This is a genomic window from Stieleria mannarensis (assembly GCF_014154935.1).
GTDB lineage: Bacteria > Planctomycetota > Planctomycetia > Pirellulales > Pirellulaceae > Stieleria > Stieleria mannarensis.
In genome coordinates this window covers 38580-52249 of the sequence record NZ_JACEHH010000017.1, presented here as the reverse complement: position 1 = coordinate 52249, position 13670 = coordinate 38580, and the positions used below count along the sequence as shown (strand labels likewise).

Below are 13670 nucleotides of genomic sequence, written 5' to 3'. Positions count from 1 at the left end.
TACCCACGGATGTCAGTGTATTAGAGAGGACTTGGTTATCATCCGTGGGTACGCTTCGCCATCCGTGGTCATTTTCTTCAGTGCCGCCTCCGATCCAATCCCAAAACGAAACCACCATGAACGCGACGGCCATCAATCGACGCTCCCTCCTCCGTCAGGGACTGGGGGGATTCGCCGGAATCGCACTGGCCGACCTGATGCATCGCGAGGGTGCGGCGGCCGACGCCGTGCTGCACCATCGTCCAAAGGCGAAGCGTGTCGTGCAGCTATTCATGGCCGGGGCGGCCAGCCATGTCGACACGTTTGATTACAAACCGCTTCTGGAAAAACGCGACGGCCAGCCCTGGGATCCAGGCGAAAAGGTGGAACTGTTTCAAAGCCAGCCCGGCGATTGCTTTGCCAGTCCCTGGAAATTCAATCCGCACGGTCAGAGCGGCAAGCAGCTCAGTGAGATCGTCGCCCCGCTGGGAGATGTCGTCGACGAGATCGCGTTCATCCACAATCTGGTGGGAAAAACCGGCGTCCACAGCCAGGGTACGCTGCTGCAAACGACGGGATTCAACCTGCCCGGATTCCCCAGCGCAGGGTCGTGGGTTTCGTACGGACTGGGCAGCGAAAACGAAAACCTGCCGACCTTCGTCGTGCTGCCCGATCATCGCGGGTTCGCTTCCAACGGTGCCAAGAATTGGGGCAACGCGTTCCTGTCGGCAAGTCATCAAGGCACGGTGATTCGGCCCAGCGGCGCGGCCCCCATCACCGATCTGTTTCCACCGCAAAGCGATTTCATTACCGCGGGCAGCGATCGCGCCGGATTGGATGCCTTGAAACAAATCAATCAGGCCTACGCCCGTCAGCGGCCGAGCGATGATCGACTGGACGCCCGCGTTCGCTCCTACGAATTGGCCGCCGCGATGCAGCTCTCGGCCACCGACGCCCTCGACCTGGCCTCCGAACCGCAACACATCCGCGATCTGTACGGATTGGTCGACGAAGGATCACACGTCGATGATTCGGAAATCAACGCCAAGGCCGAAGCGGAATTCTTCGGGCGCAAATGCCTGGTCGCTCGCCGACTGCTCGAACGCGGCGTCCGTTTCATCCAAATATGGAGCGGCAACGACAACGGATTCCCACGTCGAAACTGGGACAGTCACGAAAACGTCGCCCGCGACCATGGACCGCTCGCGTTGGGCATGTCCCGTGGAGCAACCGCGCTGATCAAAGACCTCGCGCAGCGTGGCATGCTGGAGGACACGTTGATCCTGTGGACGACCGAGTTCGGCCGGATGCCGTGTTCCCAAGGGACCGAAGGCCGTGACCACAACCCGTTCGTGTTTACCAATTGGATGTGTGGCGGCGGAGTCCGTCCGGGGACCTTTGGCCACAGTGACGAGTGGGGGTTCCGTCCGGAAAGCCCCGATCACGCAACGACGGTGTACGACATCAACGCCACGATGTTGCATTTATTGGGCATCGATCACACCAAGCTGACCGTCCGCCACAACGGAATCGATCGCCGACTGACCGACGTCCACGGCCACGTGTTGCGCGATCTGGTGCAGACGTAGCTACCTTCGCCAGAAGGTGGATCCCCGACATCTTCCACGCTCTGGCGAGCGTAGCCACGTCGGAGTGGTGTCGGGGAGCACTTCATCAACCTTCGCTACTTCGCGGCTTTCGCTTGCTTCTTCTTCTGATTCAGAAACTGGTACATATTAAACCGCTCGGGGAACGCGACGCCGGTTTCCTTCGCCCAGGCTTCCCACATCGCGATCATCTCTTTGCGCAACACGGGCTTCTTCTCGGCCAGATTGTTTAACTCGTTGCGGTCTTTGGAAAAGTCATACAGCTCCCAGGGTTTTTCATACTCGCGGACGAGTTTCCATTTGCCCATGCGGACCGCCGCGTTGCCTTCGTGCTCCCAGAACATCGGGTCGAAATGGATGTCTTGACGCACACCGGCCAACAGCGGCGCCAGTGATTCGCCCTCGCACTGCGGGATTCCACCGGGATAGCTTCCGCCGGCCAGGTCGATCACGGTGGTCATGAAGTCTTGCAAGTAGGCGCGTCGGTGCATCAACGTGCCACGGTCCTTTTCGGGGATTCCCGCCGGCCAGTGGGCGATCATCGGCGTGCACGCGCCGCCTTCGTGGACGAAGTGCTTGTACTTTCGATAAGGCGTGTTGCAAGCGCCGGCCCAGTGCAATCCGATACGCACACCGGCGGTCGTTTCCAGCGGCGGATCTTTCACCATCGCTTCATCACCGACTCCAAAATCCCCGCCTTCTTGGCAAGCCCCGTTGTCGCTTAAGAAGAAGATCACGGTGTTGTCCAGTTGGTCGGTGGCCTTGAGGTGCCCGACGAGCTTGCCGATGTTTTGGTCGATCGAATCGACGCAACCGGCGTAGGCCGCCATGACGGTGTCCAGACGATCGCGTTGCTTCTCGTTCAAGCTGTCCCACTGCGGCCCCGGATGCTCGGCCGGCACGGTGTCTTTGCGCAGCAGCCCCATTTCACGCTGACGCTGGTTGCGGGCCTTCATCATCGCCCGCCAGCCGTCTTTGTATTTGCCGCGGTACTTTTGGTAATCTTCCCACTTGGCGTTCAGCGGCCAGTGCGGCGCGTTGTAGGCCAAGTACAAAAAGAACGGGTCATCGCCGGACGCGGTCGCTCCGTCGATGTACTCGATCGCCTTGTCGGTGAAGGTGTCGGTGGCGTAGAAACCCTCGGGCACGTCGATTGCTTCATTGCCTTCGGTCAATCCACGATCGCCACCGGGCTTGAAGTAATTGATCGCCCCGCTGATGCACCCGTAGTACTTGTCGAACCCGCGCTCCAGCGGCCAGCATTCCTTTCGATCCGCCCCCAAGTGCCACTTGCCGGTCATCAGCGTGGTGTAGCCGGCCGATTTCAACACCTCGGCCAGCGTCGTGCAGTTGTCATTGAGATAACCTTGGTAGGGGCCTTCAAACCCGAGTGGTTGTCCGGGCGGCGCGGTCATGTGACCGATGCCGACTTGGTGTGGTTGCAGCCCCGTGATCAAACTGGCCCGCGTCGGGCAACAGCGTCCCTGGTTGTAGAACTGGGTGAATCGCATCCCCGCAGCGGCCAAGGCGTCGATGTTGGGCGTTTCAATTTCACCGCCGTAGCAGCCGAGATCCGAGTACCCCATGTCATCGACCAGGACAACGATGATATTGGGCCGCGTTTTGGACAGCCGGTTACCTCCGGCGACCAGTCCCGCGTCGACCGCGATCTGTTTCAGGTGGGGCGCGGCGATCTTGATGACGTCGCGATCGTAGGTCATCAAGCCGTTGATCTCGCCTTCGACATCGGTGGTCTGGGTGTAGACGGCACCGGCGACGCCTTGTTTCTTCAGTTCTGCCAATCGCCGGATCGACTCTTTGTAACGCTCGATGTACTCCTGCTTGGTCTTCGGCAGACCACCGTATCCCCAGTTGCGTTTGCTTTTGACCCACAAGTGATCGGCAACCGGCCAGCCGTGACCGCCGAATTCGCCCACGATCTTGACGAAGTCGTCGTAGCGATCGTCGTCAACGGGAAAGTCCGGGTGCGGATAAACGTGCTCATCGGCCATGTCACCGACGGCAAAGAAGTTGCCTCCGCTGGCGATGTTGATGTGTCGCGTCGGATCGTAGTCGACGATCCATTTGCCGACTTCCATCGTGCGGTGCTGGCCCCAACGTTCGTTGAACGGCACCCAGGTCACGATGGACGGGTGGTTGTAAAGGTGATCGACCATGCCTTTCAGTTCGGCCATGTATTGAGCGTGCGCCCAATCCGGCCAGGTCGCATCGAGCGAATCGCCGGGCTTCCAGGACTTGGGCGTGTTGGCCTTTTCATGATCCTTCGCCAAACGTTTCCACTTGGGCCATTCCCCGGAATCAAATCCCGCTCCGCCTTCGACTTGATCCTGCCAGACCAGCATGCCGGCGCGGTCACAGTGGTAGTAGTAACGTCGCGGTTCGACCTTGATGTGCTTGCGGATCATGTTGAACCCGGCGCGGCGCAAGAAGTCGATTTCGAATTGAATCGCGTCGTCCGACGGGGGCGTCAGCAATCCGCCGGGCCACCAGCCTTGGTCGAGCGGCCCCCAGTGAAAGATCTCCTGGCCGTTGAGCGTCAGACGCAGGTTGCCCTCGGCGTCACGCCGCTTGCCGACCGTTCGTAGCCCGACGTAAGACTCGACCGAGTCGACCACTTGATCCGCGTCATCGAGCAGATCGATTTTCAGATCGTACAGCGTGGGCGAGTCTGGTGACCAAAGCTTTGCATCGTCGATGGTGAGCCGGATTTCGCCGTCGTCGCTGCGCGCCCGGGCGACCCGTTTGTTCTTGTCTTTCGCAACAACACGCAGCGTATTGGCAGTTCCTTCCGTGTCCGCCGTGACCACGACGTTCCCGTCGGCATCACCGGTGACTTTCAGGTCCACGATGTGGGACGCTGGGACCGGTTCGATCCAGACGGTTTGCCAGATCCCCGAAACGGGCGTGTAGAAAATGCCGCGGTTGTCGACTTTTTGCTTGCCCCGAAGCTGGTACTTGCCCTCCCCGTCGGTCGCGTCGACCACCTTGACCACCAATTCGTTTCCCGTCTCCCGCAGTGCGTCACCGATCAAGAAGGAGAACGGCAAGTTGCCGCCGACGTGTTCGCCTAAGGCTTTGCCATTGAGAAACACGTTACAGCGGTAATCGACGGCCTCGAAATGAAGCCGCAGCGCGTTCGTATCGCTCGGCGTTTCACCGGTGAACACATCGGCTCGATCAAAGGTCGTCCGGTACCAGAGTGTTTCGTCAGCGGACAGTCGCCGCCCGACGCCGGAGAGCGGGGATTCGATGGCAAACGGGACCAGGATTTTCCCCGCCCACTCGCTCGGCTTCCCTGCGTCCTTTGGCGTGACGGCATAATCCCACAAACCGTTCAGATTGGTCCACTGGGAACGCGTCATTTGCGGGCGCGGGTACTCGGTCCAAACCTTGTCTGGCGTGACTTGTTTGGCCCACCGCGACAGCATCGCCTCTTTGACCGGCGACCAATCGGGCGTAGCAGCCGGCGACAGATTCGTCCAGCACGAGGATGCGATAAAAACCAAGGCTACGGCGCGGAGCACGGCCGGAGCGGAGTTCAAACGAGAGAGCACGGGGAGTTCTCCAACTGGTAAGTTTTTAGTTCTGCTTTTTGGATTTCTTTTTCTTCGGGCCCGGCTTGGGCATCGCACCGACTTCGCGAGCCCACGATCGCCACTTGCCGGCCAAGGCGTTGACTTCTCGGGGACGATTCTCGGCCAAATTGTTTTGTTCGGTGCGGTCGGACGAAATGTCAAACAATTCCCACGGCCCGCGAACACCGGCTCGGACCAGTTTGCGATCACCGACACGAATCGCCGCGTTGCCCTCGTGTTCCCAGTACAGCGTTCGTTTGGCAAACGCACCGTCACCGGTCAACAAGGGTCTCAGACTCTGGCCCCGCATCGGTTTGATCGTCTGTCCGTTGAATTCGTCCGGGTAGGTCGCTTCGCCCAGATCCACGCAAGTCGCCATGATGTCGATCAGATGCGTCGGCGTGTTGATCCAATCGTCCGCACTGGTTCGCGGGCGGATCTGTGCAGGCCAGTGCGCGATCAACGGTGACGCCGTGCCGCCTTCGTGGTTGTAGTGCTTGTACTTGCGGAACGGGGTGTTGTTCAGATGCGCCCAGCACTTGCCGATGAAGACGTTGGAGTGTGGGTCACCTGGAGAATCGCCTGCGTATTTTCCGTTGATCCCTGCTTCGGCGTTACCACCGTTGTCGGATAAAAACAGGATCAGCGTGTTGTCCAATTGCGATCGTTGGCGGAGCGCGTCGACCAGTTTGCCGATGTTCTTGTCGACTTCTTCGATCATCGCGGCGTAGATCGCCATCATGTCGTCATAGCGTACTTTTTCCGCTTGCGTCAGCGAATCCCAGGCCGGGATCTCCTCGGGTCGGGATTCCAATTCCCATTGCTCGTCGATCAGCCCCGATTCAATCTGGCGTGCGTAACGTTGCCGGCGGAGCTCATCCCAGCCCTGCATGTACTTGCCCCGATGTTTGGCGATCGTTTCTTCCGGCGCCATACAGGGAAAGTGCGGCGCGACGTGGGCCAAGTACCAGAAAAACGGTTTCTCCGCAGCGATGGCTTCGTCGATGAACCGGATGCCCTGTTCGGTCCACAAGTCGCTGCCGTACCAGGGCGGATCGAATTGTGGATCATCACGCGGGATCTGTTCCCCATTGAGATACATCGGCGTTTTGCCCTTGGATCCGGTTTGGTTGGAAAAGTGCAATCCGCCGGCGGGCAAATTTAAACCGCGATCAAACCCGCGTCCCCAAGGCGTCACGCCGTGATTGAATCCGACGTGCCACTTGCCGGTCATCGCGGTGAAGTAACCGGCGTCCCGCAGCACTTCGGCGATCGTGACGCACTGATCGTTCAAGTGGCCTCGATAACCCGGCGTTCCCTGGTCCGTCGTCATCCAGCCGACACCGGTCTCGTGCGCGTACAGTCCCGTCAACAGCGTCGCCCGCGTCGGGCAACATCGCCCCGTGTTGTAAAACTGCGAGAATCGAACTCCACCGGCCGCCAAAGCGTCCAAGTGCGGCGTCGGAATCTCACCGCCGTAGGGACCGATATCGGAAAACCCCATGTCGTCGACCATGATGACGACGATATTCGGCCGCTCGGCCTGGACGGTCGAAACGAAGCACAAGCAGGCCAAAATGAGCAGGTGGCTCAGACGGCGAGAGGTACGCGCTGGAGGCATGGCGGGAAACTTGAAGAGAGAATGGATTGAACCCACGGATGGCAAAGCGTCCCCACGGATGTCATCCAGACCGTTGGAATCCGTGGCGCTGCAACGTTACCGACCCATGTTAAACCAGTCCCACGGCCAAATGGACGGGATTTCGTTGCTTGGAGAACATCACGAAAGAGATTGACGCAGAATCGTAGTCGTCGTGTGGGAGAGGGTTCCCGCCTCTTCCACCGCTTACTTCTCGGTCGATTCCGCGGCGCCGTGATGATGGTGGTGCCGAATGTGATCGGGCAACTGATAACCGCCGGACTGGACGTAGGCGTGCAGGTCCAGAATCTCGTCCTTGGTCAACACGTCCAGCAAGCCGACCGGCATTGGGGAGACCTTGGACGCCGAGCGGATCTCGACGTCGCGTTTGCGGACTTCGGTCAACGAGTTGGGTGTTAGCAGGTTCGTCGCCACGTGATACGTGTTTGGATCTTCTTCGACGACCACGCCGGTGACGACACGTCCGTCGCTGAGCAAGAACCGCGACGTTTGGTAGTCCTCGTGGATCGTCGACGAGGGTTCGATCATTTGTTTTAATAATTCGGCGCCCTTGAGCTTCTTGACCGATTCTTCCAGCTTCGGTCCCAGGTCGACGCCGTGACCTGCGACGACGTGGCATTGATTGCAGTTGGCTTTGACGAACGCCATCATGCCGCGCGTTTGCGACTGCGGGTCATTGACGCGGTCGGAATTGTCGAATTCAGCAAAGTCCTCCATCGTCCATTTTTTAATGATCTTGGGTTTGCTGCCGGCCAACAATCGCTGTGCACCCGCCGCATCGTCGGCGACCACCAGCACGCCGTTCATCACCACCCAGTGTCCGGGAAAGGTGCAGACGTAGGGGTAGACGCCCGGCTCGGTCGGCGCGTTGAACCGCAGCACGTGAACCAGCGAAGATCGCGTCGGACCGATCATCGGCGTCGCGTGCAAAATCAAGTCACTCTTTTCGCGCGGGATAAAATCCGATTTGGCGTTGCGCGGGTCCTTTGCCATCTCATTGGCCGCCATGCCGACCTCGGCCAGAGCGCCCGGTTTGACGATCACCAAGTTGTGGTCGGTGGCGTCCGGGTTGGTGAACACAATTTTGACCGGCTGGCCCGGCGTGGCCGTAATGCTGGTCACCGAGAACAACATCTTTTCGGGGATCGCGGAGATGCGGACGACATTGACGTTCTGCTGGGAATCAAACTGCGCCTCGCCGGCGCCCGGTGTGGGTTCCTTGATCGTGCTGTCCTTGGCGGCTTGCCGGAGACGAGTCGCGATCCCCCAGCGATCGTTGTTTTCCCAGTGCCGGCGCAGTGTTCTGGAACCCAGGGCACAGGTGATCGCGTATTGAAGGTGCCCATCACGGGGATGATTGAACACATCCAGAACCGCTTCCAAAGCGTCTTCGGTGCCGATGTAGGTTGCCGCGATCACCGCTTGCATGCGGACAATACCGTTGGGATCGTTGACGCGTCGGTTCAGCAATTCAATCGCGTCATCGAAATGGGGATGCCAATACCGCAGTTGTTTCGTCGCGGCCGCACGGGCGTGTGAATCATCACAGGACAACAATTGACGCAGCGTGGCCGTCGCCAGGGCCAGGCTGGACGGGTTGCTCGTGGCGTCACTCGAACTTGGACGGTCTGCTGAGGAAACTTGATTTTCAGTGTTTCCGATCGGCGGGTTGATACTGTCGGGTATGTCCACCAGTCCGACCGTTCGATACGTCCAGATCGCCTCCATCTGGTGGTGCCGGTAACGTGAATCCGATGCGTCGAGGTTTTTCAGGAAGTCGTCCAGTTCACGCAGCACGGTATCCCGGTCACGCTCGCGCAGTTCTCGCCTGGCCCAATCACGGATACGGTACTCGGGACGTTTCAGCAATTCCAGTAACTCGCCGATGGAGGCGTCTGCGATTTTTGGCGGATCCAGCAGCGGAATTCCCTTGGCAGTGATTCTCCAGATCCGCCCGGAGTCTCGGTCGCGTCGCGGATCACGCAGCGAATACTGCGCGTGGCCTTTGATGGGGTTGTACCAATCACAGACATACAGCGCGCCGCGCGGTCCCCATTGCAAATCGACCGGGATGAAGCTCAAGTTTTTACTGAACAGCAGATCGCCGACGTATTCCTCGTTGTACCCGAATTCACCTTCGACCCACTTGTGGATTTCGACACGGTTGGTCGGTTTGTAGCGGACCTTGATAAACCCGCCCTGCAGTTCATCGGGGAAGGTCGGAAAGTCCACCAGGTGGTGACCGCAGACACCGGAATAGGCTTGCAAGCCCGTCGGCTTGGGGTGCTGTGCGGGATAGGGCGGGTCGAGTGAATGAAAGGCTTCCGCATAGACGGGATGACTGGCCATGTGCTGTCCCCAGTCGTCAAACGTCACGCCCCAGGGGTTGGTGCTGTGGTAGCTGCCGAACCCGACCAATCGCTGCGTTCGCGGTTGAAATCGAAACCAACCGCTGTTCTGTTGACGCACCGGTCCGTAGGGCGTTTCGACTTGGGAATGATGGAAAATCGATTCGCGAAAGATCAGGTCTCCGTCGGGTGTCCAGGTAAAATCGTGCAGCGAATGGTGCGAGTCCTCGGTTCCGAATCCCGTCAACACGACTTCGTGCACGTCGGCTTTGTCGTCGCCATCGGTGTCCTTCAGAAAGCTCAGACTGGGTTGTTCGGACACATACACACCGCCATCCCCGAACTCGAACGACAAAGGCACGTGCAGGTCGTCAGCAAACACGGTGGATTTGTCGGCCCGGCCGTCCCCGTCGCTGTCTTCTAAAATGACCAGCTTGTCGTTTGGTTCTTTACCGGGATACACGTGTGGGTACGTGGTCGAGCAACTGACCCACAGGCGTCCGCGCGAGTCCCATCGCATCTGGATCGGGTTGGCGATCTCGGGAAACTGTTCTTCACCGGCGAACAAGTTGACTTCGAATCGAGGATCGACCTGAAACGCATTTTGCTCGTCGGCGGCGGTCATCCAGACATTTGCCCCGCGGCTCTGTTTCGTCGCCGGCATTGCGGGCAGATTGCTGTCGTCAACCTCAGTGGACGACGTCCTTCCGGCGGCGAGTTCCCAGATTTTCGCGTCGCGGTTGGCGGTCATCAGGTCAAAGTTTCGCATCGCCGGCAGAAAGTCCAGGTAGCCGTAGGCCTTGCTTCGGCCACCGGTGTAGTAGAACGTGTTCAAGGGACGAAACCGCCGAAAGAATTGCCGGTTCTTGTCAGCGATGACAGTGGCTAGTTCGGGTTTGACCTCGGGGGCGTCGCGGTGGAATGTTTTCTCGAACAACGTCTTGGAAAAGAATTGATCGCCGTCTTCATTTAGATGAATGCCGTTGATGGTGTGATCCGACCCCAGGCTTTGGAATTGCGAGCGAGTCTCGTCGAACACGTCGGCAAAGCCCACGCCCTGGTCGGCCGCGACGTCTCGCATCACGTCGACGTACCGGCGGATGTTGTCGTTGTTCAAATCCGCGGCCGGGACATTGGGCAGGTTTTCGTTGGCGATCGGCGAGACCAGGACCAGACGCGGCGCGGAGTGGCCGTTGAAGGCTTTCGTTTTCAATTCCGTGAGGTGATCAACAAGCGCCTCGCGGAACCGCTGCAGTCCGGCAGGGCCGGCAAAGGATTCGTTGAATCCGTAGGCGGCGAAGATGACGTCGGCGTTTTCGTGGTTCAGGTGCTGGAGCGTGTCGGCAAAATTGTCGGGACGCGGTTGAACGTCGATCTCGTCGGCCGACCAGGCCAGATGACGCACCGTCAGCTTGTGATCGGGAAACGCTTGTTGGATCATCGCTTCCAGATGACCGAATTGGCCCGACCGTTCCAGCAGGGCATTGCCGATCAACGCGATCCGATCGCCGGGCTGGAGCGTCAGTGGCAATGTGGTGACGATCGGATCAGCCGACTCGGCGCGCGGTGCGGTCTTTTCGTAGATGCCGAAGCGGGCCAGCTCCGGATCCTCCGGCGGATCCGGTCGGCCGGTGGTGGTGTTTTTGGCATCCTTCACCGCGGCGGCGCCCGGTTTGACGTTTCGTTTTTTCGCTCGGTTCGACGACCGCTCGTCCGCGAAGGAACCGCTGATCGCGGTCAGGGCGAACCCCCAAAGCGTCAAATACCGAACCAGACGCGTCGGCTGCAACCGAAACGTGAACTGAAGTAAGGATGCGGCGAGGTGGCAAATGGCAAATCGATTCATCACGACAGAGCGTTTGTGGAGGGACAAAATGGGTCCCCCATCATAAACACTTGATTCTGGAGTAGCGGAACTCGCCAAGAGTTTCGTTTCGCCGGCAAACCGCCACGATAGAGACGTCCGCCAAGAAAACCCACGGATGGCAGCGCGTCCCCACGGATGTCAGGCAGCCTGGAATCCGTGGGGACGCTTTGCCATCCGTGGGGTAAATCTTCTTTGACGCCGACGTCATTTGCCGACGTCGTGCCTCAAGTACTGTTTCCACGTGATCGAGGTCAGTTTCTCCGACTCTCCACGCGTGACGATCAAGGTTGTCGAGCAGGCCTCGGAGTTGACCAGAATGATATGAAGCGCAAAGGGGCGTCCGTCGGATTCGTCGCTAAAAACGACCGACCGGCCGACGTCGGGTTCGATGCCGAGCGTTTGATCATGGCTCGCACTGCGTGTGAGCAGATCGTGATAGAACGCCAGAACTTTCTCGACCGAGTCCGGCGTCGTCATGGTCGTCTTCAGCACCGAAGACGGGACCGTGCGGTTTCCATCGGCGGCGATGGTGGCGGCATCCGACATCTGCGATTTTCCGATCTCCGCGTCCGGATAACGCCATTTGACGATCGTGCCGATCAAGGTGACGGGATCTTCAGCGGCCGCGACTGGTGAGACGGCGGAACCACACGACAAAATCAGCAACAATGTCATCAGTCGACAAACAAAACGCATTTCGGTTTTCCGGTTGACGGTTCCAGACGGGAGGTGTTTCAACAAAGATGACTCAGCGGCGAGCGATTTCTTAGCCGAATTCCGTGCATTATCACAGACAGTGGTCGCCAAAGGGGACGGGGGTTGATTCGGGAAAGTGTAGAACCGCTGTCCTCAGCTGTTCTCCCCTGAAAGCGAAGCGTAACACCCCGGACACGCGTGAAACTGAATCATCGCGTGAAGCCCGAAGGTTGACCTTGCGTGTCTCAGGGTTGGCGTGAGAGAAAGTGGCGAGTCGCGAGCGGCGAGCGACGAGTTGGAAAGGCCCGCCGTGGTGCTCTGCTCTGATGACGCGACAGATTCACCTGCTTGTCAACGAGGTAGTCGGTCAACCGCTACGGAAGCCCGAAAACCGCTTCGGGATCAGTCGGTAAAGTCAACGCACTTGGTGTTAACGATCGCACGAGCGCGTTTTTCGCCTCTCACCTTCTCTCGGACTCACGCCGCGGGGTACCGGTGACGGCGTCAGTCCGGCTCGGCGAAAGGCAACAAACGTGGGGGAAGAGTCGCTTCGTGTGTTGACGGGGTTTGGCGGTGCGAAGAGACCATCGAGCGGCCCGAGAGCCTGTCGGTGATTTGCAAAGGGCTTTGGCCGAACAGACAAGCTGTCGGTTCGAGTGGGGTGGAGTGTCCCGTTCCCAGCTTGGTCGCCTGAGGCTCCCGCGCGGTCACTTGCGCCCTTCTAGATAACGAACTCGGCATCCTGCCTCGTCTGTCCTTATCGGGCTCCGCCCTCGGCGTCGCGGTGTTCGCTTTCGCTCAGCGCTTCCCTCATCCTTCGGTCGCTGGCTCGCGCTCCGTCAACCGTCGGCTCCGCTCGGTCGATCCCTCCCTCACTCCGGTCGTCGAACGATGGCCCGCTCCTTCACTCCATCACCATCATCACTCTCGTTCTCCCCATCTCCTCTACTCCCAACTCCACCTCTTTCTCCCCGCTTCCTGCCATCGTTCTCCGACGGACATCCTGTCCCCGACGGGTTTCAATCGACGGGCATCCTACCCGTCGTGCCTACGGCTTTCTTTACGCGGGAAGGTACGCGGTTTGGCATCGTGCCGAAGACATCGGCGGTCGTCGTGACCGCCATTGGCAGTGAAGCATTGAGCCATCCATTGCGGCGGAAGTCGACACGGTCCTGTGATCACATCAATCGTCCGCCGCCTTTCGTTTTCTGTCGAAAACCGAAAACAAAGCCTGACCCCGGCACGAGCCACCGGCATTTACGGCGCAAAAATCTCGGAACCGCCAAGTAGATACAACGCAATTGAGGATAGAAGCATGACAGCGAAAGAATAGCCGATGATGAAACTGACGTGCTTATCAAAATGGTTGGGGGTGAAGTATCGCTGATGAAGCCAAACCTCAATTCGCAGCAATAGAACTACGACGCAAATTCCGATCACCATATGGACAACGGTGCAAGCTGTTGAGTCGAGGGAACTGAATTTCAAACCCCCAGAATTTTCGACAGCCAAGCGATGTTCCAATGTCACCTTGACCATCCGAGAAGTCAGCCACCACAAGCCAATAAGATAGCTGCCCAATGTCACTCCGCTTGAAAACGTGAATTGAGATGAGCGAGCTGGGCGAACGTGGCTTGGTTCGTACGGATTGTGCTTCATGGGATTCACCATTCCGCAGTGCCTACTATAAAGCTTGAATCGTCTCCCCTGGGTGCGATCCGCGTGATTGGCGGGCTACGCCGCGCATCACGCGGATCGCACCCCGTGGGTTTCGTCCGTCGTACCGCCGTTGCCATCGTCGGTTACGATTCGCTGTGCGATTTCATCGTGTCCGAAGGTGTAATCAATCGTGACTCGATCGACTTCTTGAATGGGAGATGATTCTCGCATTGATTCGCTGCGTGAATCAGGCATGCC

The 13670-nt window shown here is 58.9% G+C and carries 6 protein-coding genes; 1 reads left to right on the top strand and 5 read right to left on the bottom strand.

Features of this window, described 5'->3' with window-relative positions:
- Window positions 1-116 precede the first annotated feature (116 nt).
- Window positions 117-1568, top strand: coding sequence for a DUF1501 domain-containing protein (locus H1B37_RS13360; RefSeq protein WP_182867165.1), 1452 nt, complete (start codon window positions 117-119; stop codon window positions 1566-1568).
- A gap of 95 nt (window positions 1569-1663) precedes the next feature.
- Here the strand turns inward: H1B37_RS13360 and H1B37_RS34390 are convergent, their stop codons facing one another.
- From H1B37_RS34390 to H1B37_RS13335, 5 genes are all read right to left on the bottom strand, one after another.
- A complete protein-coding gene (locus tag H1B37_RS34390) occupies window positions 1664-5161 on the bottom strand; it encodes a sulfatase-like hydrolase/transferase (protein ID WP_353620832.1) in 3498 nt (1165 codons plus the stop codon).
- Between the two features lie 25 nt (window positions 5162-5186).
- A complete protein-coding gene (locus tag H1B37_RS13350) occupies window positions 5187-6803 on the bottom strand; it encodes an arylsulfatase (protein WP_182867164.1) in 1617 nt (538 codons plus the stop codon).
- Window positions 6804-7028: 225 nt separating this feature from the next.
- Window positions 7029-11036: a PVC-type heme-binding CxxCH protein gene (locus H1B37_RS13345; protein ID WP_182867163.1), complete on the bottom strand. Its 4008-nt coding sequence runs from the start codon at window positions 11034-11036 to the stop codon at window positions 7029-7031.
- Between the two features lie 225 nt (window positions 11037-11261).
- Window positions 11262-11753: a hypothetical protein gene (locus H1B37_RS13340; RefSeq protein ID WP_182867162.1), complete on the bottom strand. Its 492-nt coding sequence runs from the start codon at window positions 11751-11753 to the stop codon at window positions 11262-11264.
- 1746 nt (window positions 11754-13499) lie between these two features.
- Window positions 13500-13643 (bottom strand): hypothetical protein, encoded by a 144-nt coding sequence (locus H1B37_RS13335; protein WP_182867161.1) that lies wholly within the window; start codon window positions 13641-13643, stop codon window positions 13500-13502.
- Between the last annotated feature and the right edge of the window lie 27 nt (window positions 13644-13670).

Coding starts and splice junctions, on each gene's coding strand:
- H1B37_RS13360 (WP_182867165.1), top strand. CDS start 117: ATGAACGCGACGGCCATCAATCGACGCTCCCTCCTCCGTCAGGGACTG.
- H1B37_RS13350 (WP_182867164.1), bottom strand. CDS start 6,803: ATGCCTCCAGCGCGTACCTCTCGCCGTCTGAGCCACCTGCTCATTTTG.
- H1B37_RS13345 (WP_182867163.1), bottom strand. CDS start 11,036: ATGAATCGATTTGCCATTTGCCACCTCGCCGCATCCTTACTTCAGTTC.
- H1B37_RS13340 (WP_182867162.1), bottom strand. CDS start 11,753: ATGCGTTTTGTTTGTCGACTGATGACATTGTTGCTGATTTTGTCGTGT.
- H1B37_RS13335 (WP_182867161.1), bottom strand. CDS start 13,643: ATGCGAGAATCATCTCCCATTCAAGAAGTCGATCGAGTCACGATTGAT.